The sequence below is a fragment of the Pseudomonas sp. MWU12-2029 genome (genome assembly GCF_023242425.1).
Lineage (GTDB): Bacteria > Pseudomonadota > Gammaproteobacteria > Pseudomonadales > Pseudomonadaceae > Aquipseudomonas > Aquipseudomonas kribbensis.
On sequence record NZ_JALJDY010000009.1, the window covers coordinates 182752 to 206923 of the forward strand.

Below are 24172 nucleotides of genomic sequence, written 5' to 3' on the forward strand. Positions count from 1 at the left end.
GCCGGGTCTGCCTGGCGTCCAGTAAAACCTTTCGGGCCGCAGGGTCGGCCCACATGGTTTCAAGGGGAGCAACACAATGATCAAACGCAATCTGCTGGTGATGGGCCTCGCTGTCCTGTTGAGCGCCTGCGGTTTCCAGCTGCGCGGCACCGGCACCACCGAACTGACGATCAAGGAGCTCGATCTGAGCGCCCGTAACGCCTACGGCGAAACCGTGACGCAACTGCGTCAGGTGCTGGAGGCCAGCGGCGTCAAGATTGTCTCCGGCGCACCGTACAAGCTGTACCTGGCCGATGAGCAGGAAAACCAGCGCATCCTCAGCTACGCCGGTGCCGGTCGTACTGGCGAGTATCAAGTGACCACCGTGCTCAACTACGATATTCGTGGCGAAAAAGACCTGCTGCTCAAAAGCGACAAGCTTGAAGTGCAGAAAGTGTTCATTCACGACGGTAACAACCTTGTCGGCTCCGACCAGGAAGCCAACGATGCTCGCCGTGAAACCCGCCGCGAACTGGTCCAGCGCATGATGCTGCGCCTGCAGCAACTGACGCCGGCCCAACTGGATGCGCTGCAGCAGACCGCCAACGCCCGGGCCAAGGCTGAAGCCGATGCCCTGGAAGCGGCGCAGAAGGCTGAAGCGGAAACTCCGCGTCAGTCGCCGCTCGAACTGCCGCAGCAGTAAGACGTCCGGGGCGCTCAGGCGCCCCGTTCGCCCTCTCTTATGAAGCTCGCTCCCGCCCAACTTGGCAAACACCTGCAAGGCGCCCTTGCGCCGGTCTACATCATCAGCGGCGATGACCCGCTGCTGTGCCAGGAAGCTGCCGACGCCATTCGTTCCGCTGCCCGTCAGCAAGGTTTCGACGAACGTCAGGTCTTCGCTGCCGACGCCAATTTCGATTGGGGTACGCTGCTGCTGGCCGGCGCCAGCATGTCGCTGTTCGCTGAAAAGCGCCTGCTGGAACTGCGCCTGCCGTCCGGCAAGCCCGGTGACAAGGGTGCTACCGCGCTGATCGAATACTGCTCACGCCCCGCCGAAGACACGGTGTTGCTGATCAGCCTGCCCAAGCTGGACGGCAGCGCGCAGAAGACCAAATGGGGCAAGGCGCTGGTCGAAGGTCAGCAAACCCAGTTCGTGCAGATCTGGCCGGTGGATGCCAATCAGTTGCCGAGCTGGATTCGTCAGCGACTGTCTCAGGCCGGCCTTTCGGCCAGTCAGGACGCGGTGGAACTGATTGCCGCGCGGGTCGAAGGCAACCTGCTTGCCGCCGCGCAGGAGATCGAGAAGCTCAAGCTGATGGCCGAAGGCGGACAGATCACTGTCGAAACCGTGCAGGCGGCCGTGGCCGACAGTGCGCGCTTTGACGTGTTCGGCCTGACCGACGCAGTCCTCAACGGCGAACCGGCTCACGCGCTGCGCATGCTCGAAGGCCTGCGCGGTGAGGGCGTCGAGCCGCCGGTGATCCTCTGGGCCCTGGCTCGGGAACTGCGTCTGCTGGCCAATATCTCGCTGCAGTACAGCCAGGGGACGCCGCTGGACAAGTGTTTCAGTCAGGCGAAACCGCCGGTCTGGGACAAGCGCAAACCGCTGATGAGCAAGGCCCTGCAACGCTACTCGGCGCAACGCTGGGCGCAATTGTTGCTCGAAGCCCAGCGCATCGATGCGCAGATCAAGGGCCAGGCAGCCGGTTCCCCGTGGATGAGCCTAAGCCGTCTGGCGCTGTTGATGGCCGGTCAGCGTCTGACGTTACCTGCCGAATGAAATCCGGGATCGCACACTGCGATCCCGTTTTTTTTGCGCAGACCATTTCCTACAGAACATCCCGCCTTCAGTCCTATAGACAGACCCCTGACATCGGCAGATCATTTGCCGCGCAAAACCCACTCACTCGAGAGAACCCTCATGAGCAAAAAGCCATCGAAACATGGCCACAACAAGGCCAAATCCATCGTCGCCCAACCCCTGTTCCGCAGCCGCCAGGAACGACCCACCAAGGGTAAAGGCAGCTACCGCCGCGAAGCCTTCCAGTCTGACAGCTGGGAGGCTTCTTACTTTCTGGCCGCTTGAAGCGCAGCACCCCTTCCTCATGTTAAGGTCTGCACCTGATTCGTATCCCCTGGACCTGTGCATGCCCCTCAGTCTTTCCCGTCGTTGGCCCGTTCGCCAACTGATCGCTGCCACAAGTTTCATACTGCTTGTCGCCTGCGCGGAGAAACCCACCGCCGCCGACGCGCAACCGCTTCAGACTGCTCCCGTTGCCACGGCCCCTGCGGTCATCCCGCCGGTAGTGCCGTCCGGTGACGACCTCGATCTGCAACCGACCCAGACTTTCGCCGAGTGGCAGGCAGGTTTCCGCAAGGACGCCCTGGCCGCCGGTATCCGCCCCGACGTGTTCGACCGCGCCTTTGCCAACGTGAGCTTCGATGCCAGCGTGATCCGCGCCGACCGTAGCCAGCCCGAGTTTGCCCGCCCGGTGTGGGAGTACCTGGACGGCGCCCTGTCGCCGCTGCGAGTACGTAAAGGCCAGGCCCTGATCAACCAGTACGCCGATATCCTGCAACGCATCGAGCAACGTTATGGCGTCGATCGCCAGGCGCTGGTATCGGTGTGGGGGATGGAGAGCAATTTCGGTCAGTTCCAGGGCACCAAATCGGTGATCAACTCTCTGGCAACCCTGGCCTATGAAGGTCGCCGCCCGGCCTTTGCTCACGCGCAACTGATCGCGGCGCTGCAGATCCTGCAACAGGGCGACATCACGCCGGAGAAAATGCTCGGTTCCTGGGCCGGCGCCATGGGCCAGACCCAGTTCATCCCGACCACCTACAACACCCACGCCGTGGATTTCGACGGTGACGGTCGCCGTGACATCTGGGGCAGCCCGGCTGACGCCTTGGCCTCGACTGCGCATTACCTGCAAAGCTCCGGCTGGCAGCGTGGTCAGCCATGGGGCTTCGAGGTGCAGCTGCCGAGCGGTTTCAATTACACCCTGGCGGATGGCGCGATTCGCAAGAGTGTCGCCGAATGGCGACAACTGGGTGTGATCCTGCCCAACGGTGGCCAGGCACCGGCTGGCTCCGAGCAATTGTCGGCTGCCCTGCTGTTGCCGGCCGGCTATCGTGGCCCGGCGTTCCTGATCCTCGACAACTTCCGGGCGATCCTCAAGTACAACAACTCGTCGTCCTATGCCCTGGCGGTAAGCCTGTTGTCCGAGCGCTTCAACGGCGCAGGCCTGATCAACGGCACCTGGCCGAAGGATGATCTACCGCTGAGCCGTACCGAGCGTATCGAGTTGCAAAACCTGCTGACCGCGCGCAACTACGACGCGGGCACCGCAGACGGCATCATCGGTGCCAATACGCGCAAGGCGATCCGCAGTGCGCAGCAGTCCTTTGGCTGGCCGGCGGATGGCTATCCGACGCACAAGCTGCTGGAAAGCTTGCGTAGCCAGTAAAAACAAAACCGCCGCCTCTTCAGGCGGCGGTTTTTTGTGGCTCGTTTAACGAATTACCACATCCTGCTCCAGCATCAATTCCTTCTTCCCCGCATCCAGCCGCACCAGCGCGCCCAGCGGCAAGGTCAGGTTCGGATCGCAATGCCCACTGCGCCAGCCCGACAGCACCGGGATCCGCAGCGGCTCGAAGGTCTGCTTGAGCAGGCGATTCAGCGCATCGACATCCACTCCCGCGATATCCCCGACCAACACGCCACGCAATCGGGCCAGCTTGCCGGCAAGACGCATCTGGGTCAGCAATCGGTCGATCCGATACAGCGGCTCGTTGACGTCCTCGATGAGCAGGATCACCCCTTCGACGTCGATTTCGTAGGGCGTACCCAGGGTTGCGGCGATCATCGCCAGATTGCCGCCCAGCAAACGCCCGTGAGCGATGCCGGGCTCAACCGTGGTCAATGGATAAGCCACCGGATGACTCATCACACTGCCGGCCTTCAATTGACCGCGCAACATGGCGAAGAACGACGTCACCGTCGGCGGCTCCTTGTCCCCCAGCAGGTCGGCGTTCAACAGTGGCCCGTGAAAGGTCACGAACCCGGCGTATCGACTGATGGCCAGATGAAGCGCGGTGATGTCGCTGTAACCGACAAAGGGCTTGGCATGGCGCGCCAGCAGATCGTAGTCGATTTGATCCAGCAGGCGCGGCGTGCCGTAACCGCCACGCAGACAGATGATTGCGTCAACCTCGGGATCAGTGAACGCCGCGTGCAGATCATTGAGCCGCACCTTGTCGCTGCCGGCCAGATAACCATCCTTCTCGTAGACGCCAGGAAACACCCGCAAACCGTAACCCCGGGCGCGCATCCACTGGATGGCCTTTTCGGTATCCAGCGCGCCGGGACCGGCGGGCGCAATAACGCCTATCAGCCCTTCCGACGGCAGCGCCGGCACAGGCTTGTGCGGAAAAAGGGTGTGGGTCGGTCGAACGGTCATCCATGGATCTCCCTGTGTAAAGTCATGCACACACAGTAGTCAGGAACGGCGACAAACAGAAGAGGCTCGGCTGCGCCGCTGATTGCAGGAAAAGTCGATAACGAGCGTAGGCCGGACAAAAAAATGCCCGCCGGGCGATAAAACCCGGCGGGCATTTTTTCATTCAGCGCTGAATCAGGAACCGAGCAGCTCGGCCTTGACCAGTTTCGCCTGCTCGTCGGCGTGGTACGACGAACGCACCAACGGGCCGGACGCGACGTTCTTGAAGCCCATCTTGTAACCTTCCTCGGCGAACCAGGCGAAGGTGTCCGGGTGCACGAAACGCTGCACCGGCAAGTGGCTGCGGGACGGTTGCAGGTACTGGCCCAGGGTCAGCATGTCGATGTCGTGTTCGCGCATACGCTTCATGACTTCGATGACTTCGTCGTCGGTCTCGCCCAGACCCAGCATCAGGCCGGATTTGGTCGGAATGTGCGGCATCATCTGCTTGAAACGCTGCAGCAGGGTCAGCGACCACTGGTAGTCCGAACCCGGACGCGCAGCCTTGTACAGGCGCGGTACGGTTTCCAGGTTGTGGTTGAACACATCCGGTGGCTCGGCCGCGGTGATTTCCAGGGCGATGTCCATGCGGCCACGGTAGTCCGGGACCAAGGTCTCGAGCTGCACGTTCGGCGACAGTTTGCGGATTTCACGAATGCAGTCGGCAAAGTGCTGGGCACCGCCGTCGCGCAGATCGTCGCGGTCCACCGAAGTGATCACCACGTACTTGAGTTTCAGGTCGGCGATGGCGATGGCCAGGCTTTCCGGCTCGTTGACGTCCAGTGGTTTCGGACGACCGTGGCCGACGTCGCAGAACGGGCAGCGACGGGTGCAGATGTCACCCATGATCATGAAGGTCGCGGTGCCGCCGGAGAAGCACTCGCCCAGGTTCGGGCAGGAGGCCTCTTCGCAGACGCTGTGCAGCTTGTGTTTGCGCAGCAGGCTCTTGATGCGCTCGACTTCCGGCGAAACCGGGATGCGCACGCGGATCCAGTCGGGTTTCTTCGGCAGTTCGGTGGTCGGAATGATCTTTACCGGGATGCGTGCAACCTTCTCGGCGCCGCGCAGCTTGACGCCGGCTTCAACCTTGGGACGCGGGGCCGGGCGCTCGGTCACGTCGAGCGTCGGGATCATGGTTTGCACTGCATCAGTAGTCATATCAGTCGATTCCGCCCGTCAGGGTCGTCTGCTCAGCATAGTCGAGGTGTTTGACGAGCTGCGCGCGCAGCCGGGCACTTACCTCGGCAAATTCAATCGATCCTGCGTGATCGCTCAGCTGGGTCATCGCCAGCCCGGCATAGCCGCAGGGATTAATCCGTCGAAACGGTTCCAGGTTCATATCCACGTTCAGGGCCAGGCCATGAAAGGAACAACCGTGGCGAATCCGCAAACCCAGAGAAGCGATTTTCGCTCCGTCGACATAGACGCCGGGAGCATCCGGCTTGGCCACGGCGGTCACACCATAGCTGGCCAGCAGTTCGATCAGGCAGCGCTCCATGCGCGTGACCAGGTCGCGTACGCCAAAACCCAGTTTGCGTACATCCAGCAACAGGTACGCCACCAGTTGGCCGGGGCCATGGTAAGTCACCTGCCCGCCGCGGTCGACCTGAACCACCGGGATATCTCCCGGCAGCAACAGATGTTCGGCCTTGCCGGCCTGACCCTGAGTGAACACCGGCGGGTGTTCGACGAGCCAGATTTCGTCGGCGGCATCACTGCCGCGTTCGTTGGTAAAGCGTTGCATGGCATGCCAGACCGGCTCGTAAGCCATCTGGCCAAGTTCGCGAAAGCCCAGCGTGCCCGGCATCACAACACCATGTGTACGAAGCCGGTCGCCCGCAGTTCGCTGTTGATGTTGTACAGCTGATCCTGGTCGGTCGCGACGATGTGCAACTGGATGGTGGTGTACTTGCCGTTGCTGCTTTGACGTTCGTCGACACGCTCATCGTTGATCTTTGCGTGTTTCTTGACGATGTCGATGATCTTGTCTTTGTTGCCGACGCCCGTATCGCTGATCACCTTAACCGGATAATCAACCTGCGGAAATTCGATCTTTGGCGCCTTTACTTCGGTATCGGTCATGGCGTAACGGCCTCGTAAGCGTAAGCCCGGTAACGAACAAGGCCCCGCTCCGGAGGGGAACGGGGCCATGCAGGTCAACTCGAATCAGTTGAACAAGCCGTAGAAGAATAGACGGATGCTATCCCACATGCGGCGGAAGATACCACCCTCCTCGACAGCGTCCAGGGCGATCAGGTCGGCGCTGTGCACCACCTTGTCGTCCAGTTTCACTTCGACTTTACCGATCACGTCGCCCTTGGCGATTGGCGCGGTCAGTTGCGGGTTCATGGTCATGCTGGCAGCGAGCTTCTTCAGCTGGCCTTTCGGCAGGGTCATGGTCAGGTCTTCAGCCAGACCGGCCTTGACCTGGCTGGTGGTGCCTTTCCACACCGGGGCCTGGGCCAGTTCGGTGCCCTTCTGATAGAAGGTCTGGGTTTCGAAGAAGCGGAAACCGTAGGTCAGCAGCTTCTGGGTCTCGGCGGCGCGAGCCACTTCGCTGTTGGTGCCGAACACTACGGCGATCAGGCGCATGCCGTCACGTACGGCCGAGGACACCATGCAGTAGCCGGCTTCGTCGGTGTGACCGGTTTTCAGACCGTCGACGGTCTTGTCGCGCCACAGCAGCAGGTTGCGGTTAGGCTGCTTGATGCCGTTCCAGAAGAACTCTTTCTGCGAGTAGATCGCGTAGTGAGCCGGGTCTTCGTGGATGATCGCGCGCGCCAGGATCGCCATGTCGTGAGCCGACGAGTAATGCTCAGGGTTTGGCAGGCCAGTCGGGTTCATGAAGTGGGTATTGGTCATGCCCAGATCGGCGACAGTCTTGTTCATCAGGTCGGCGAAAGCGTCTTCGCTGCCGGCGATGTGCTCGGCCACCGCGACGCTGGCGTCGTTGCCGGACTGGATGATGATGCCGTGCAGCAGGTCGCTGACGGTCACCTGCGAGCCGACCTTGATGAACATCCGCGAACCGCCGGTGCGCCAGGCGTTTTCGCTGACGGTCACCGGATCGTTTTCACCGATCTGGCCACGACGGATTTCCAGCGTTGCAATGTACGCGGTCATCAGTTTGGTCAGGCTGGCCGGTGGCAGACGCTGGTCACCGTTGTTCTCCACCAGCACGTTGCCGCTGCTGGCGTCCATGAGCACGTAGGCTTTTGCGGCCAGTTGAGGTGGCGACGGCATCATCTCGGCCGCGAAGGCGGCTGGCGAGAGGAGCAGCGGGACTAGCAGACACAGGCGTTTGGCAAAGGTGGTGATGTTCATCCGTCTCTCGAAATCGCTAATGGAAACTGCCCTTGCGGGCAAAATTAATCAGATGACTTTCTAACGAGTCATCGCGTGTTCAGTTGCTCACTCCAGTCACCCTTTGCCGGGCTTTTGTTCTTCGACGAGCCAACAACCTGATTCACCCCCCAATCGCTGGTGAACCGTCAATCAAGTGCTACGTATTACTTACTCGGTGACCACACTTGGCGAACCAAGGTTGGCCAGGCGCACGCTGTTCTGCACCTGGGCAATTTCACCCGGCGAACCGATCGGTCCCAGGCGTACCCGGTGCAGGGTCTGCTGATTGCGCACGATCGAGCTGATGAACACCGGAGCGCTCACCATCCCGCTGAGCTTCGACCTCAGGAGTTCTGCAGCGTCCGGGTTGGCGAACGCGCCCACCTGCAGATACTGGCCAGACGCTGGTGCAGAAGCGTTTTTTTTTGCGCCGATCTGTACAGGTACAGTGTCGGAAGCGTGTTGTTGCGGCGGCGGAGTCCACTGCTCGATGGTACCGGCCGAAGCCGTGATCACCGGCGCAGTATTCTGCGCGACTTGCGGCTCGTTGAGCATCAAAGGCGCCGGACGGCCCTTGGCAGCCCACCACTGTTGCGGGTCGATACCCTCGACCTTGACCCGCGCGGTGCCGATTTCGGCATAACCGAGCTTTTTGGCTGCGGCGTAGGACAGGTCGATGATCCGGTCGGAATAGAACGGCCCGCGGTCGTTGACCCGCAGGATCACGCTCTTGTTGTTGTCCAGGTTGGTCACCCGAACGTAACTTGGCAGCGGTAAGGTCTTGTGGGCGGCACTCATGCCGTACAGGTCATAGACTTCGCCGTTGGCGGTGTTCTGACCGTGGAACTTGGTGCCGTACCAGGACGCGGTGCCCGAGGCCACGTAGGTCTTGGATTCCTGCAAAGGGAAGTAGGTCTTGCCCAGCACGGTGTACGGGTTGGCCTTGTACGGGCCGGTGTGCAGGGTCGGCGTGGCGTCCGGAATGCGCGACACATCGACGTCCCACCATGGCGCGCCGTCCTTGTGGGCCCGGTTGATGTCCAGACCCGGTTGGGCACGAACGGTGTTGGAGGCGTATTTCTGGGTCGGCGCCCGGCTGGTCGAGCAACTGGCGACCAGCACCGCCAACGCAGCGAATGCCACCAGCTTCAGGGGTTTGTTGATAGGCAATGCCTGCATTACTTGACGCCCCGTGCTTTTACCAGCTCTTCAGACAGTTGATGTACAGCCATGGCGTACATCACGCTGCGGTTATAACGCGTGATCGCGTAGAAATTCTTCAGGCCCATCCAGTATTCCGGGCCATTGTCGCCTTCCAGGCGAAATGCAGTAACCGGCATATCATCGCGCAGCGCATCATGACTTGACCAGCCCAGCGCTCGCAACTCCCCGACGGTTTTCGTCGGTTCGATGCCGGTGGTCAGGCCTTCATCCACCTGCTCGCCGCGCACATCCGCACGACTGACCACCGGTTCGCCGGCCACCCAGCCGTGCCGCTTGAAGTAGCTGGCAACGCTGCCGATCGCATCATCCGGGTTGTTCCAGATATTGATGTGGCCATCGCCGTCGAAATCCACCGCATAGGCGCGAAAACTGCTCGGCATGAACTGCGGCAGGCCCATCGCCCCGGCGTAGGAACCCTTGAGGGTCAGCGGGTCGACCTGTTCTTCGCGAGCCAAGAGCAGGAACTCACGCAGTTCCTTGCGGAAAAATTCGGCACGGGGAGGATAGTCGAAACCCAGCGTGGACAAGGCATCGATCACCCGGTAATTACCGGTATTACGTCCGAAAAAGGTCTCGACGCCGATGATCGACACGATCACCTGAGCCGGAACGCCGTATTCCTGCTCGGCGCGGGCCAGTACCGCCTCGTGCTGGCGCCAGAAGTCCACACCACGGGCGATGCGCGCGTCGGTGATGAACATCGGCCGGTATTCTTTCCACTGCTTGACCCGTTCGGCGGGTTTGGAAATCGCGTCGAGAATCGCCTGCTTGCGCTGGGCCTCGCGGAAAACCGCCATCAGTTGCTCGCCGGCGAAACCGTAGTCGCGGGTCATTTCACCGACGAATTCGGCCACCTGGGGCGAGCCTTCGTAATCGCCGGCCAGCGCTTCCTGCGCGCTGCCAAGGATGCCTACCAGGCCGAGCCACGGTGCGTATCGTGTCGCCCAGTCACGCATTACTTGCATTGAACTCTTCACCTTATTCAAACCTGTGCGATCCACTTGCGATGCGTATGGATCGACATCAAAACCCCAAACGCTGACAGCAGCGTCACCAGCGAAGTTCCGCCGTAGCTAATGAACGGCAACGGCACCCCCACCACCGGCAACAGGCCACTGACCATACCGATGTTGACGAAAACATAAACAAAAAACGTCATGGTCAAGGCGCCGGCGAGCAATTTGCCGAACAGGGTCTGCGCCTGGGCGGTAATCACCAGGCCGCGACCGATCAGCAGCAGATAGATCAGCAACAGCGCGCAAATGCCCACCAGCCCGAACTCTTCGCCCAGCACCGCAATAATGAAGTCGGTATGGCTTTCCGGCAGGAAGTCCAGGTGCGACTGGGTACCCAGCAGCCAGCCCTTGCCAAACACGCCACCGGAACCGATGGCGGCCTTCGACTGAATGATGTTCCAGCCGGTGCCCAGCGGATCGCTTTCCGGGTCGAGGAAGGTCAGGATCCGCTGCTTCTGATAGTCGTGCATGATGAAGAACCACATGGCGATTGCCACGGGTACGGCGGCGGCCAGCACGCTGAGGATCCAGCGCCAGCGCAATCCGCCCATGAACAGCACGAACGCGCCACCGGCCAGAATCAGCAGCGACGTGCCCAGATCCGGCTGACGCACGATCAGAATGAACGGGACGCCGATCAACATCAGACTGATCCCGACATGCTTGAGCTGCGGCGGCAGCGTGCGCTTGGACAGGTACCAGGCGATGGTCGCCGGCATCAGGATCTTCATGAACTCCGATGGCTGGAAGCGGATCACCCCGGGAATGTTGATCCAGCGGGTCGCGCCCATGGCGTTGTGGCCCATGATGTCCACCACCATCAGCAGCACCACCCCGACCACATAACCGAGCGGTACCCAACGGGCCATGAACCGTGGTTCGAACTGGGCGATGACGATCATCGACACCAGGCCGATGCCGAACGACGTGGCCTGCTTGGCCAGAAGGTCCCAGCTCTTGCCGCTGGCCGAATACAGCACGAACAGGCTGCCGGCGGCGAGGATCAGCAGCAGGACCAGCAAGGGTCCGTCGATATGCAGGCGTTGCAGCAGCGTCGCGCGGCGACGCATCACATCCTCACTGGAGAGCATGCGATCGAAATTATTCTTCACGGGCCGTAGCCTCCGCACTGATTGGGCTGGCGTATTCGGCCTTCAAGCGTCCGTCCTGATCCAGCAGCCAGGCGTCCATCACCTGACGCACCACCGGCGCCGCGACGCCGGAACCGGACTCACCGTTCTCGACCATCACCGACACCACGATTTTCGGGTTGTCGGCCGGTGCAAAGCCGACGAACAGGGCGTGGTCGCGGTGGCGCTCCTGCACTTTGGAGCGGTCGTATTTCTCGCCTTGTTTGATCGCGACCACCTGGGCCGTACCCGACTTGCCGGCGATCCGGTATTGCGCGCCGATCGACGCCTTGCGCGCGGTACCCCGGGCACCGTGCATCACCTGCTGCATGCCGTGGTTGACCTTGGTCCAGTCCGACGGATCGCGCAGGACGATGTCCGGCATCGGGTTCTCATCCTTGGGTTTCTCGCCCTCGATGGTCTTGGCCAGGTGCGGACGGTTCCACACGCCCTTGTTGGCCACCAGCGCGGTGGCCTGGGCCAGTTGCAGCGGCGTCGATTGCATGTAGCCCTGGCCGATCCCGAGAATCAGGGTCTCGCCCGGGAACCACGCCTGTTTGCGGGTGGCACGCTTCCATTCGCGGGACGGCATCAGGCCGGGGGATTCTTCGAACATGTCCAGCGAGACCTTCTGGCCGATGCCGAACTTGTTCATGTACGCCGACAGCCGGTCGATGCCGAGCTTGTGCGCCAGGTCATAGAAGTAGGTGTCGTTGGACCGCATGATCGCCGTGTCGAGGTCGACGAAGCCGTCGCCGGTGCGGTTCCAGTTGCGGTATTTGTGATCGTAGTTGGGCAGCATGTAGTAACCGGGGTCGAACACCCGGCTCGACGCCGTCACCACGCCCGCGTCCAGACCGGCAATCGCCACCGCCGGCTTGATCGTCGAGCCCGGCGGATACAGACCGCGCAGTACGCGGTTGAACAGCGGCCGGTCAATGGAATCACGCAATTCGGCGTAAGCCTTGAAGCTGATGCCGGTGACGAACAGGTTCGGGTCGAAGCTCGGCTGGCTGACCATCGCCAGCACTTCACCGGTGTTCGGGTCCAGCGCCACCACTGCGCCGCGTCGCCCGCCCAGTGCGGCTTCGGCGGCTTCCTGCAATTTGATGTCGAGGCTCAGGACGATGTCCTTGCCCGGCACAGGATCGGTACGCTTGAGCACCCGCAGTACGCGGCCCCGGGCGTTGGTCTCGACCTCTTCGTAACCTACCTGGCCGTGCAGCTCGGCTTCGTAGAAGCGCTCGATGCCGGTCTTGCCGATGTGGTGGGTGCCGCTGTAGTTGACCGGGTCGAGGGTCTTCAGCTCTTTCTCGTTGATCCGCCCCATGTACCCCACCGAGTGCGCAAAATGCGCGCCCTGCGGGTAGTGACGCACCAGCTGCGCGACCACTTCCACGCCCGGCAGACGGAACTGGTTCACCGCGATCCGGGCGATCTGCTCTTCGGTCAGCTCGAACAGGATCGGCACCGGCTCGAACGGCCGGCGCCCCTGACGCATGCGCTTTTCGAAGATCACCCGGTCTTCCGGCGTCAGCTCCAGCACTTCGACGATCACGTCGAGCACCTGCTGCCAGTCGCCGGAGCGCTCGCGGGTCATGCTCAGGCTGAAGCTCGGACGGTTATCCGCCACCACCACGCCGTTGCGGTCGTAAATCAGGCCACGGGTCGGCGGAATCGGCTGGACATGGACGCGGTTGTTTTCCGAGAGGGTCGAGTGATACTCGTACTGGATCACCTGCAAGAAATAGAGCCTTGCAATCAGCACACAGATCAGCAGCACCACCGCAATGGCCCCGAACACGACGCGGCTACGCACCAGGCGGGCGTCTTTTTCGTGGTCCTTGATGCGGATCGGCTGGGACATGAGGGCAGGATTACTTGTGGTATGGGTGGCCGGACAACACGGTCCAGGCACGATACAACTGCTCGCCGATGAGGATGCGCACCAACGGGTGCGGCAGCGTCAATGGCGACAACGACCAGCGCTGGTCGGCGCGGGCACAGACTTCCGGCGCCAGCCCTTCCGGGCCACCGACCATGAAATTGACCGTGCGCGAGTCCAGCCGCCAACGGTCGAGTTCGACCGCCAGTTGCTCGGTGCTCCAGGGCTTGCCGTGCACTTCGAGGGTGACGATCCGCTCGTTGTGCCCGACCTTGGCCAGCATGGCTTCGCCTTCCTGACGGATGAAGCGGGCCACGTCGGCATTCTTGCCACGGGTATTGAGCGGAATTTCCACCAGTTCCAGCGCCAGCTCGGACGGAAGACGCTTGGCATATTCATGCCAGCCTTCTTCCACCCATTTGGGCATGCGTGAACCGACGGCGATCAGTCGCAGTCGCACAGCGCTTCCCTTACAGCTGGTCTTTGTTGAGCTTGGTGAAGTGCTCGTGGGTGTTTTCCGGGCTGTGGTGCTTGGCGTCTGCCGCACGGCTTTGCTCGGCACCGGCCCACAGGCGCTCCAGGTCGTAGAACTGACGGGCCGAGGCGGTCATCATGTGCACGATCACCAGGTCCAGGTCCAGCAGCACCCAGTCGCTGTCGCCCTTGCCTTCCTCGCCCAGCGGCTTGGCGCCCTGCTTTTTCACTTCTTCGCGAACCTTGTCCAGCATCGCGTTGATCTGACGGTTGGACGTACCGGTGGCGATGATCATGTAGTCAGTGATGCTCTGCTTGTCGCGCACATCGATGATCTGGATGTCCTGGGCCTTGACGTCTTCCAGGGCGGCCACGGCCACCTTGACCAGCTCGTCGCCTTTCAGCGGTTCGTTGGTGTTGGCGACTTCCGGCAGCGGAGCGCTCTTGAACGTGCCTTTGCGCTTTACTTTGGTTTGGTCTTTGTCAGTCATATAAAACTCGTTTTGCTCATGTATTCGGCGGCCCGTTCCACGATGATCGTGTTACTCGAGCACGCCTTGTTCAGTTCGACGCACGGTACAGACCGTGCGCATCGATGTAGGCCAGGACCGCGTCGGGCACCAGGAAACGTACCGACTTACCGCTGGCCAGCAGTTGACGGATCTGGGTGGCGGAGACCGCGAGCGGTGTCTGCCAGACGAATGCAATCTGTCCGCTCGGCCCTTTCAGGGCCAGCGGGTCGCTCACCGAACGCGCTGCCAGCAGGTTGCGCAAGGCATCCGGCGGTTCGCTGTCGGCGTCCGGGCGCTGTAGCACCAGGATGTGGCAATGCTGGAGCAACTCCTCCCAGCGGTGCCAAGTGGGCAGGCCGCAAAATGCGTCCCAGCCCAAAAGCAGAAAAACCTGGGTCTCGGCGGCCAGCTCAGCGCGCAGCGACTCCAGGGTATCGATGGTCCAGGACGGTTTGTCCCGCTGCAACTCGCGGGCGTCCACCACCAGCGGCGGCACACCGGCCACCGCATACTCGACCATTGCCAGCCGATCCTGCGCCGACACCTGCGGGGTATCGCGATGGGGCGGCCGGGCACTGGGCATCATGCGCAGCTCATCGAGCGCCAACGCATCGGCGACTTCCAGCGCGCCGCGCAAATGGCCGACATGCACCGGATCGAAGGTTCCGCCCAGGACGCCGATGCGTCTGGGGCGAGACTTCCTGCCGGATTTCGGCGCTTTCGGGTCGAGGTCGGACAAGTCAGACCGTCGCCTGGCCGCGCAACTGGCCATCACCGACCACGACGTATTTCTCGCAGGTCAGTCCTTCGAGGCCCACCGGGCCACGGGCGTGCAGCTTATCAGTAGAAATGCCGATCTCGGCACCCAATCCGTATTCGAATCCATCGGCGAAGCAGGTCGGGGTGTTGATCATCACTGATGCCGAGTCGACTTCGGCCACGAACTGCCGGGTGTCGGCGAGGTTTTCGCTGACGATCGAATCGGTGTGGTGAGAGCCGAAATGGTTGATGTGCTCGATGGCCTGTTCCAGGCCGTCGACCACGCGGATCGACAGAATCGGCGCCAGATACTCGGTGCCCCAGTCTTCTTCAGTCGCCGCTACCGCCTCGATGATCGCCCGGGTGCGCTCGCAACCACGCAGCTCGACGCCTTTTTCGCGGAACTGTCTGGCCATCGACGGCAGGAAATCCTTCGCAACACTTTGATCGACCAGCAGGGTCTCCATCGCACCGCAGATGCCATAACGATAGGTCTTGGCATTGAAGGCGATGCGCTGGGCTTTCGGCAGGTCGGCGTGTTCGCTGACATAGACGTGACAGATGCCATCCAGATGCTTGATCACCGGCACCCGGGCGTCACGGCTGATGCGCTCGATCAGGCCACGACCACCGCGCGGTACGATCACATCGACGTACTCGGGCATGGTGATCAGCGCGCCAACGGCGGCGCGGTCGGTGGTTTCCACCACTTGCACCACGGCGGCCGGCAGTTCGGCTTCAGCCAGACCACGCTGGATGCAGGCGGCAATCGCGCGGTTGGAATGAATCGCCTCGGAACCGCCACGCAGGATGGTCGCGTTGCCGGACTTCAGGCACAGGCTGGCGGCATCGATGGTCACGTTCGGACGGGATTCGTAGATGATCCCGATCACGCCCAGCGGCACGCGCATCTTGCCGACCTGAATGCCCGACGGACGGAAGCTCATGTCGCGGATCGCGCCAACCGGATCCGGCAAGGCTGCCACCTGACGCAGACCGACAATCATTCCGTCGATGCGGGCCGGGGTCAGTTCCAGACGCTCCAGCAGTGCAGGCTCCAGACCGTTGGCGCGGCCGGCGGCCAGGTCCTGTTCATTGGCTGCCGCAAGCTCGGCGCGGGCGGCGTCCAGCGCATTGGCGGCAGCCAGCAGGGCGCGGTTTTTCTGCGCGGTGCTGGCACGGCCGATGACCCGGGAAGCTTCGCGGGCGGCGCGACCCAATCGGGTCATGTAGTCAAGAACGGACTCAGTCATGGTCTGCTGGGGTCTTGGCAAAGAGGAAAGCGGCAGATTATAGCTGTCGCGTCCCGGGACTAACAGCGGTGACGGGCGGATGGTCGAAATGGACGGCGATTTGCCGATGTTCAGCCGTAATTAAGGCTCGGATTGTTATCATCACGACCTCTTTCGCCTGGATAAACACCGTTTGCCATGTCCAACCTGACCGTTCGCGCCCGTGCCGAGGCCCTGCCGCTGGGCCTTCCGGACGCTTTTTTCGACCGGGACGCCCAAGTCCTGGCTCGCGATCTGCTGGGCAAAGTCATCCGTCACCGGGTCGGCGACCTGTGGCTCAGCGCCCGGATCATCGAAACCGAAGCGTATTACTGCGAAGAAAAAGGCAGTCACGCCTCCCTCGGCTACACGGAAAAGCGTAAGGCTTTGTTTCTGGATGGCGGCCACATCTATATGTACTACGCCCGTGGCGGCGATTCGCTGAACTTCAGCGCGCAGGGTCCTGGCAATGCGGTACTGATCAAATCGGCCTATCCGTGGGTCGACGAGATCAGCGGCCCGGCCAGTCTGGCGCAGATGCTGCTGAACAATCCCGATGCTCAGGGCCGCCCGCGCCCCTCGCAAAAGCTTTGCGCCGGGCAAACCCTGCTGTGCAAGGCACTGGGACTGAAGGTGCCGGTGTGGGACGCCAAGCGTTTTGACCACGAAATCCTGCTGGTGGAAGACACCGGCCCCGCGCCGGGCCACATCATCCAGACCACCCGCCTGGGCATCCCCCATGGGCGCGACGAGCACTTGATGTATCGCTTCGTCGATGCGGCCTACGCCCCGTGGTGCACCCGGAACCCGCTGCGCCGGGGCCAGGTCGAAGGACGCGATTATTTTCTGCTGTGAACTTCCCCTCTGCGCTACGCCGACCAGGGACATCAATGAAATGGAGTGTGTTGTATGGGCCCATGGCTCGATAGCGTGACCGGGTGGCTGGCTGCCAATCCGCAGTGGCTGGCTGCTGCGGTGTTCGTCGTGGCCTTCGTCGAGTGTCTGGCGATTGCCGGGATCATCGTTCCCGGCACGGTGTTGCTGTTCGCCGTGGCGGCACTTGCCGGCAGCGGCGCGTTGTCACTCAGCGAGACCCTGCTACTGGGCTTTCTCGGCGGGATTCTCGGCGACCTGGTGTCGTATTTCCTCGGGCGCCACTTCCACCAGAACATCCGCCGCCTGCCGGGCCTGCGCCATCACCCGGAGTGGATGGCCGGCGCGGAGACCTACTTCCAGCGTTACGGTATCGCCAGTCTGCTGGTCGGGCGTTTCATCGGTCCGCTAAGACCGATGCTGCCAATGGTCGCCGGAATGTGCGACATGCCCTTCCCGCGCTTCGTTGCCGTCAGCCTGCTGGCGGCGGCTGGCTGGAGCATCGCCTACCTGCTGCCCGGCTGGGCCACCGGGGCGGCGATTCGTCTGCCACTGCCGGAAGGCTTCTGGCTGCAGGCCGGCATTGTCGCCGGCAGTATTGCGGTGATGGTCGGCCTGAGCGCCAACAGCAGCCTGCGCCGTCATCGCCGGGCGACGATCTGGATCAGCAGCATGAGCCTGTTGATCCTGATCGCGCTGTTCATCGGTTATCCGTATCTGACCGCGCTCGACCAGGGCGTCATGACCCTCGTGCAGGAACACCGCAGCGCCGTGCTCGACGAGGTCGCAGTGGTCTTCACCCTGATCGGCGAATTCCGCAACATGCTGGTGTTCAGCATTTTGCTGACCGGCCTGTTACTGGTGTGCCGCCAGTGGCGTCAGGCGATCTTCGCCGGCATTACCCTGCTCGTCACCGCGCTGGCCAACACCGGGACCAAACTGTTTTTCGCCCGGGTGCGCCCGGAGGTGCTGACCGACCCGATCACCAGTTACAGCATGCCCAGCGGCCATGCGTCCGGATCGTTCGCACTGTTCCTGACCCTCGCCGTGCTGGCCGGACGTGGACAACCACCAAGACTGCGCCTGACCTGGCTGTTGATCGGCTGCATTCCGGCGCTGGCGATTGCGCTGTCGCGGGTGTATCTGGGGGCACACTGGCCGACGGATGTCCTGGCCGGCGCCATGCTCGCCGCCTGTGTCTGCGCAGCGAGCCTGTGGCTGATTCAGCGCCAGTCCCCTCTTGAAGCGATGCCGCAGAAAGTCTGGTGGCTGGTGCTGCCGGCACTGGTCGCCTTGTTCGGTTTCTTTGTACTGCGGCATCTGCCACACACCTTGTTGCGATATGCCTACTGAGCCCACGCTCAACACTCATCGGGGCACCCGGCGCCGGTGAGCGTCATCAAACATCTGGCAAAGCAAATGCTCATGAACAAGTCCGTGCCCCATGCCACATTCCGGCAGCAGCACCACAAACGGACTTGTGAGAAGAGCAATGACTTTGATGAATCAACCGAACGATCTTTCCTGGACTGACCGAGCGTCAGCCCCAATCAAAATATCCGACCTGAACATCCCCCCGGAGCCGCCGCTCAAGCCCTCGGGTGAAAAACCCGGGCTTGCGGATCTCGACGCCCTGTTCGGCCCTCTGCGCATCGGAGAATTCAGCGTCAGTCGCCAGACGCTTCAAGCCTTGGGTGGCCAAATCGGCGGGGCCCCCATCGCGGCGGCCAACACCTACTTTCCCCAGCCTGACCAGTCGTTCATCGACGGACTGGAATTCGACACGGCCCAGATCGAGCAGCGCTTGAGATCCATTCCATCAAAGGAAAACGCTCAGGTTGCGCCCCTGCTGTACGAAATCGCCACCCAGCGCTCCCCTGACGCGCCACCGCTTATGCGTGAGATGCCCACCGGTGAGTTCGCAGAGGCCATGAACAAGATCAACCAGTTGCTGAATGCCACCCAACGCCTCGACATTCGTCGAAACCCGATGCCTGAGCATCTACCGGGCTGGGTCGACAAGGCCAAAAGCAGCTCAATGACCACCATGGGCGTCGGATTGCAGGCATACGGGCTCTACAGTGCTTACGTCGGCGCCATCGACGCCTTGAAAAAAGGCGATCTGGGTGAAGCGCTGATCAACGTAGGCGGAGGGCTCGCGGAAATCACCTCATTGGGTGTCGAGTACGCATTGGGCAAGACCGGAGAGCACATGATCCGCCAGGGATCCATGGCCTTCGAACAATTCGGCAAGACCTCCATGGGCAAGTGGCTGTGTCGCGGAGCCGGATTGATCGCCAGCGTGCTGACGTTGCCCTTTGATATCTACACCGCCATCAAATCCTTCAACGATGCAGCCAAGACTCAGGGCAAGGCGGCCCAGGATCTGTATGTCACCGGCGGGTTGAGCGTATTCAGTGGCGTGCTGTCGCTGGCCCTTGGCTGCGCGGCACTGGCGGGGTTCCAGGCGGCAGGTCCGGTGGGTATCGCCGCCGCCGCGATCATGATTGCCGGGGCGAGAATCTATGGTGCAGTGCGGGCAGTCGACGATATCGATGACTACATCGAACTGACCGTGAACGAACGCTGGCGTGCCGGCTGGTTTGCGTTCACGGGTCAGGATAATGACAAGGCGCTGATGGATCGCTACCTGATTGCCAAGACCACCGTCGACTATGCCAAAGCCTTGAAAACCCGCAGCCTCGCCTGGCTTGACAATGAACTCAAGGATAGCGTCGACGCGATTGTCAACGGCCGGTTCGAGGTCAAGCTGCGGCCCACTCGCATCTATCACTACGAGTGGAAAAAGGGCGAGTCGCCATACAAGATCGAAAACCTGCCGGCCATCGTCGACACCGATGACACTTACGATGCGAGAGAGGGCCTGCCGACATCGGACTCCGTTCATTCCAAGGCAAAAAGCGATCCGGCCAAAGGCGTGTTCTGGAGTCTCGGTGGCGGCCATGACACCGTGCAGGGCCTGCGGAGCAAAGCCAATTTCTTCAGTTATGGCACCGGCCGCAAAGTGCTGCATGGAGGCGACAAGGATGACTCCTTTATCTTTCAGTCGGCCTCCGAAATTCTTTCGAATGATCCGGTCAAGACCAGCGAACTGTCGGGCGGGGACGGCGTCGACCTGCTGTGGCTGCAGGGCGCGCACAGGCATCTGGATCATATCCCCGACCCGCCGCGCCACCGGGGCTATGACATCGACTTGAAAAACGGCAGGCTTTCGCTGTGGCCCGTCGACCCGACCCGGCCACCCGTGTTGCTCTCGACCCTCAAGTCCATCGAAAAGGTCGAGACACTGGCCGGCGCAACCAACCGCGTGACCGGCTCCGTTCAGGCGGACATCATCGCCGCCAACGGCAATGACCGTGTCGAAGCCGGTGCCGGGGATGACCAGATTTCCGTGCGCGGCCTGCATGTCATGGTCGATGGCGGAAGCGGCAGCGACACCTACCATCTCGACCCGAGCAGCCACAAGGTTTCCATCACTGAAGACGGCCAGGAACCCAGTCGGGTCTATCTGGGCGTTTCGCTGGAGGCCATCCAGAGCTGGACAGTCCGCAACGAAGCTCTGGTCATCGAATCAATCCGCGACGACGATGTGCGCTCGCCAAGACGGAAACTGACCCTCGAAGCGGTGTACCGGACGGTTGGCGATAAACGTTTGTTGCGCAATGACAAATGGACATTCGTCACCCAGGACGGTTATCACCTGCAACCGCTATGGCCGGGCGAAATCACGGACCTGGACGACTGCTCCCTGAGTATCAGCGTACTGACTGCCGGCATCACCAAGCCTTCACCGGCGCCGGTCAATGATCGTCCTTACAAACTGTCAGACAAGGCACACTCTTACTATTTCGTTTCCCGCGATATCTATCACACGATCCTGGTGGCAGGGCAAAAGGACTCGCCCACCCGCAGCACCCTTTATGTCGATCGTGACAGCACGGAAATCAACGAAGTCCGGGCCATCTATACCGTTACAGGAGCAGAAGCCAATACGTTCACCTTTCTCCACTACTCGAACGTTTACTTCACCCTCACGTTCAAGAGTGGAGGGTTGCTTTCACTGCATGGCGTAGTCAGAGAGCATCCAGGCAAAAAAAGCGACATGGGCGCCGGGATCATGGCCTCCGGCTGGCAAATGATTCATCCCGTGACGCTAATCATGCGAGACGGCGTTTCCTATCAGCTCGACGTCCCTCGCAATTCATATTTCGAGGACGCAAAGCGCGATGGTTACACCGTTATCCAGAGCCCTGCTTCGTTGCGCGAGCGGGCCGGCAAATACGTTTTCGTCCGGCCATCCGTCGAAAAGCGCACCTTGAAGGCAACGCCACAACGCATCGACTTTCAGGCCGCCGAACATCAGGCGACCTACTGGCTGGAAGGACGCTCCTCGACTTATGAGCTGTTTCCCGCCAGTCACACCTCCGTCCGCCTATCCACCGCCGAAGCAGACACCCCTATTTCAGGCTCCTCCACCTGGCACATTCACACACGGCATCTGCAGGAAAGGGTCGCCTCGCGCGACCTCTCCATCAAGGACAACCTGCTGAAGGTCGGCAGCATCCGGATTCATCTGCCGGACAGCAACGACCCGGCGTTGCCACTGGAAACCGTCGAGGTGGTGGTCACATCGGGGAACCGTTACAGGATCAACGCCCTGTTCGAGGTGATCGGTCTCTACGCCGTGGATGCCCGCACCTATTCATCGGTTCAGGCAATCATCCAGGACATCGCTGATCATCAACAACGTGACGAACTCGAGACCCGCCACGTGCAGGTTCGCAACATTCGTCTGCGCGACGGGACTCCCGCCAGCATCTTCTACAACACCGACACCCATGTCTGGAGCTCGGAAAGTGCTCCCTCCCGCTCGATACCGATCGAGCACCTGATCATCGTCAAGGAATGACACCATGCGACCCAAACCACCCGCGCCGACCAGCCCTCACAGACCAAACACGCCTGTCGACCCGCTCGCTCAACCACCCCGGTTACGGCCACTGCTTCCACAGCCGCCGCAACATCAATCACCCGATCCGTTCACTTCACGTGGGCAAAACCCGGGGCATACCCCGCCACCCGCCGGCACATCCGAACCACCTCGTGTACAGATATCGGACTTGCCAGCGGGCTCCCGGCAAACACCCACGAGCTTGAACGGCTACCTGTTGAACCCCGGACTGTTGCGCAACATGCAACCGGCCAACGAAGAAGGCCTGCGTTACATCGTCGGGCGCCGGTTCGTCGATGTGAAAGAGGTCGGCACGGTATACGTGGAGTTCGATAACAGCCTGGGCACTTACCGGGCAATGGATCTTTACAAGAAGCTCGCGCCCGGTCCGGCCCTCTACCGAAATACCGGTGAGACAACGTGGAGCCTGTCCAGGCCGCTGAAACGACCACATCCGACGGACTCGGACGGCGCAGCGCCTGTGTCGAGCAAGCAACCTTCGCCCGAACCGCTACCGATACAATTGAAAGCCGCCACCACCGAGTTGTTGAACGAACACTTCAAGCGGCTGTATCCACAAATGACTCACGGTGAACGCGTCGTACTGTTGCGCTCCTACAATCTCTCCCCCCGCCAGCACGTTCAACTGCGTGACGACCTGATCGCCAATCCGTTGATGCTTCCCCGCTGGGCGGACAGCCACAAGCTTCGCTCAATGGACGTAAACGATCCGACCCGCTTCGATGCGCTCCACCAGGAAATCGAACCGCTGCTCCTGCCATTGCGCAACGGCAAGCTGCTGCACCACGGTCTTGGCGACTTCGATGAAAGTGTCAGCGGAGCGTTTCTGGAGGCCTTTCTTGCGAAGCTGGGTTATTTGCGCAACAGCAGCGATTGTCTGTACCGCACCGACATTCCCGCTCTGTTCAGGGGCGATGAGCGCACGCCTTTCGAGTTCTATAACGACAGCCGGATGCTACCGCGCCTGAAGCATCCCCGTGGCGCGACAACGGAGAAGCCGATCAGCGCCACGGTCAGCCTTGAACTCGTCAGGGGATACGCCGGCCGTGGTACCAGGCCCCCCGATCCGGAATACCTGCGCTACAACAACCAGAAAAACAAATTCCCCGGCAGAAAGCCCGGCGAGCCCGATGTCGAGTCGGGCGAATCGGACAACGACTGGTCTGATGTATCCGACGTGGAACTGGACTCCGAGCGCAACTACGAAACGATCCGCCACAATCAGCAGTTTGTATTTGCCTACGTCATCGACACGCGAAAGCTGGAAGTGGTCCCCAGGGAGGAGAACCACTTCCTCAATGACGCAGCCACCCGCAAAGGTGCGTGGTTTCCCGACGATGAACTCGAAGCACTGATATCGACCTCGAAGCGGGGCATCGAGTCGCAGCGCCTGTGGTTGCTCGACTCAACCTTCACTCGGGCCGCGAAGGTCGATGACATTGGCGAGCAGGTTCAATACGGCGATTCCATTGAAGAGCGCACCCACAGTGGTGCATTCAACCGACATGAGTATGACGCCCTGATCGACAAGGTTGCCCTGGCAGGCAAGCCGATCCTGACACTGGACAGGGGCAAGGAGTGGTTCGCCAACGATATCGTCTGGCCCGAATAAGCCGCTCTAGGCGAACAACTCGCCCTGCAACTCGTCGAGCAGCGCCTGGATCGCATCCAGGCGCTGCTGCGGGTCGTCGAGTTGCAGCAGGTCGATCTTGTCCTCCTCGGCGAACGGCAACAGGTACGCCAGTTGATTGGCCAGCGACTGCTGCCCTGCCGCCTCGATGCCCATGTTCAGCGCCTCGACCATCGGGTGCTCGGCGAGGGCCTTGAGCAAGGCCACCAGGTCGGCGTCTTCATCCTGCAAGGGTTGCTCGGGTTCTTCGTCCAGCCACTCGACCTCGGCCAAGATCAGTTGATCACGCTGCACTTCGGTTCGTTGCACCAGAAAGCGGCGCCCGCCCTGCACCCGAATGCCCAGCAGCCCGTTGTCCTGCTGCTGGAAATCAGTGATCCGCGCTTCGCAACCGACCATGGCGAAACCTTCAGGGGCAGCGCCGACTTCATGGCCTTCGAGGATGCACACCACACCGAACCCGCCGCCCTGCTTCATGCAGCGGCCGATCATATCCAGGTAGCGCGCCTCGAAGATCTGCAAATCCAGATTGCAGCCGGGAAACAGCACCGTGTTCAGCGGAAAAAGCGGCAGACTCAT

General features: G+C 61.5%; 22 protein-coding genes. 8 read left to right on the forward strand and 14 right to left on the reverse strand.

Annotation, left to right across the window (positions count from 1 at the left end; translation table 11 throughout):
• Window positions 1-76 precede the first annotated feature (76 nt).
• The 4 genes from lptE (at window position 77) to M5B44_RS22215 (ending at window position 3449) form a co-directional block, all read left to right on the forward strand.
• A complete protein-coding gene (gene lptE, locus M5B44_RS22200) occupies window positions 77-682 on the forward strand; it encodes an LPS assembly lipoprotein LptE (RefSeq protein WP_134828212.1) in 606 nt (201 codons plus the stop codon).
• Between the two features lie 39 nt (window positions 683-721).
• Complete coding sequence (gene holA / locus M5B44_RS22205; protein WP_248740507.1) at window positions 722-1759, forward strand: DNA polymerase III subunit delta; 1038 nt, start codon at window positions 722-724, stop codon at window positions 1757-1759.
• Window positions 1760-1900: 141 nt separating this feature from the next.
• Complete coding sequence (gene arfA, locus M5B44_RS22210; protein WP_007958672.1) at window positions 1901-2065, forward strand: alternative ribosome rescue factor ArfA; 165 nt, start codon at window positions 1901-1903, stop codon at window positions 2063-2065.
• Window positions 2066-2126: 61 nt separating this feature from the next.
• On the forward strand, window positions 2127-3449 hold the full coding sequence (locus M5B44_RS22215; protein ID WP_248740508.1) for a lytic murein transglycosylase: 1323 nt from the start codon (window positions 2127-2129) through the stop codon (window positions 3447-3449).
• Between the two features lie 45 nt (window positions 3450-3494).
• Here the strand turns inward: M5B44_RS22215 and M5B44_RS22220 are convergent, their stop codons facing one another.
• The 13 genes from M5B44_RS22220 to M5B44_RS22280 form a co-directional block, all read right to left on the reverse strand.
• The gene (locus tag M5B44_RS22220) at window positions 3495-4442 is read right to left on the reverse strand and encodes a S66 peptidase family protein (RefSeq protein ID WP_248740509.1); all 948 of its coding nucleotides are present in this window, start codon (window positions 4440-4442) and stop codon (window positions 3495-3497) included.
• A gap of 174 nt (window positions 4443-4616) precedes the next feature.
• The gene (lipA, locus tag M5B44_RS22225; RefSeq protein WP_162803535.1) at window positions 4617-5615 is read right to left on the reverse strand and encodes a lipoyl synthase; all 999 of its coding nucleotides are present in this window, start codon (window positions 5613-5615) and stop codon (window positions 4617-4619) included.
• A 25-nt stretch (window positions 5616-5640) separates the two neighbouring features.
• On the reverse strand, window positions 5641-6288 hold the full coding sequence (lipB, locus tag M5B44_RS22230; RefSeq protein ID WP_085712280.1) for a lipoyl(octanoyl) transferase LipB: 648 nt from the start codon (window positions 6286-6288) through the stop codon (window positions 5641-5643).
• Window positions 6288-6563 carry a DUF493 domain-containing protein gene (locus M5B44_RS22235; protein WP_007958664.1) on the reverse strand — a complete coding sequence of 92 codons (276 nt, stop codon included), beginning with the start codon at window positions 6561-6563 and terminating at the stop codon, window positions 6288-6290. The genes lipB and M5B44_RS22235 overlap by 1 nt, the downstream gene beginning before the upstream one ends.
• 84 nt (window positions 6564-6647) lie before the next feature.
• Window positions 6648-7805 carry a D-alanyl-D-alanine carboxypeptidase family protein gene (locus M5B44_RS22240; protein ID WP_065259591.1) on the reverse strand — a complete coding sequence of 386 codons (1158 nt, stop codon included), beginning with the start codon at window positions 7803-7805 and terminating at the stop codon, window positions 6648-6650.
• 189 nt (window positions 7806-7994) lie between these two features.
• Window positions 7995-9005: a septal ring lytic transglycosylase RlpA family protein gene (locus tag M5B44_RS22245; protein ID WP_085732950.1), complete on the reverse strand. Its 1011-nt coding sequence runs from the start codon at window positions 9003-9005 to the stop codon at window positions 7995-7997.
• A complete protein-coding gene (mltB, locus tag M5B44_RS22250; protein WP_085712282.1) occupies window positions 9005-10015 on the reverse strand; it encodes a lytic murein transglycosylase B in 1011 nt (336 codons plus the stop codon). Before mltB ends, M5B44_RS22245 begins: the two co-directional genes overlap by 1 nt.
• Window positions 10016-10032: 17 nt before the next feature.
• On the reverse strand, window positions 10033-11136 hold the full coding sequence (rodA, locus tag M5B44_RS22255) for a rod shape-determining protein RodA (RefSeq protein WP_085712360.1): 1104 nt from the start codon (window positions 11134-11136) through the stop codon (window positions 10033-10035).
• A 31-nt stretch (window positions 11137-11167) separates the two neighbouring features.
• Complete coding sequence (gene mrdA, locus M5B44_RS22260; protein ID WP_085712283.1) at window positions 11168-13063, reverse strand: penicillin-binding protein 2; 1896 nt, start codon at window positions 13061-13063, stop codon at window positions 11168-11170.
• 10 nt (window positions 13064-13073) lie between these two features.
• Window positions 13074-13541, reverse strand: a complete 468-nt coding sequence (gene rlmH, locus M5B44_RS22265) for a 23S rRNA (pseudouridine(1915)-N(3))-methyltransferase RlmH (RefSeq protein ID WP_011063671.1) — start codon at window positions 13539-13541, stop codon at window positions 13074-13076.
• Window positions 13542-13551: 10 nt separating this feature from the next.
• Window positions 13552-14046: a ribosome silencing factor gene (gene rsfS / locus M5B44_RS22270; RefSeq protein WP_085712284.1), complete on the reverse strand. Its 495-nt coding sequence runs from the start codon at window positions 14044-14046 to the stop codon at window positions 13552-13554.
• A gap of 70 nt (window positions 14047-14116) precedes the next feature.
• The gene (nadD, locus tag M5B44_RS22275) at window positions 14117-14839 is read right to left on the reverse strand and encodes a nicotinate-nucleotide adenylyltransferase (RefSeq protein ID WP_248740510.1); all 723 of its coding nucleotides are present in this window, start codon (window positions 14837-14839) and stop codon (window positions 14117-14119) included.
• Window positions 14808-16079 (reverse strand): glutamate-5-semialdehyde dehydrogenase, encoded by a 1272-nt coding sequence (locus M5B44_RS22280; RefSeq protein ID WP_248740511.1) that lies wholly within the window; start codon window positions 16077-16079, stop codon window positions 14808-14810. The genes nadD and M5B44_RS22280 overlap by 32 nt, the downstream gene beginning before the upstream one ends.
• A 177-nt stretch (window positions 16080-16256) precedes the next feature.
• Between M5B44_RS22280 and M5B44_RS22285 the strand changes: the two genes are divergently transcribed.
• The 4 genes from M5B44_RS22285 (at window position 16257) to M5B44_RS22300 (ending at window position 23575) form a co-directional block, all read left to right on the forward strand.
• Window positions 16257-16952 carry a DNA-3-methyladenine glycosylase gene (locus M5B44_RS22285; RefSeq protein ID WP_248740512.1) on the forward strand — a complete coding sequence of 232 codons (696 nt, stop codon included), beginning with the start codon at window positions 16257-16259 and terminating at the stop codon, window positions 16950-16952.
• A gap of 54 nt (window positions 16953-17006) precedes the next feature.
• Window positions 17007-18323 carry a bifunctional DedA family/phosphatase PAP2 family protein gene (locus M5B44_RS22290; RefSeq protein WP_248740513.1) on the forward strand — a complete coding sequence of 439 codons (1317 nt, stop codon included), beginning with the start codon at window positions 17007-17009 and terminating at the stop codon, window positions 18321-18323.
• 91 nt (window positions 18324-18414) lie between these two features.
• On the forward strand, window positions 18415-21900 hold the full coding sequence (locus tag M5B44_RS22295) for a TcdA/TcdB pore-forming domain-containing protein (protein WP_248740514.1): 3486 nt from the start codon (window positions 18415-18417) through the stop codon (window positions 21898-21900).
• A gap of 244 nt (window positions 21901-22144) precedes the next feature.
• Window positions 22145-23575 carry a hypothetical protein gene (locus tag M5B44_RS22300; RefSeq protein ID WP_248740515.1) on the forward strand — a complete coding sequence of 477 codons (1431 nt, stop codon included), beginning with the start codon at window positions 22145-22147 and terminating at the stop codon, window positions 23573-23575.
• Window positions 23576-23581: 6 nt separating this feature from the next.
• Here the strand turns inward: M5B44_RS22300 and M5B44_RS22305 are convergent, their stop codons facing one another.
• Window positions 23582-24172: an LON peptidase substrate-binding domain-containing protein gene (locus tag M5B44_RS22305; protein ID WP_134828221.1), complete on the reverse strand. Its 591-nt coding sequence runs from the start codon at window positions 24170-24172 to the stop codon at window positions 23582-23584.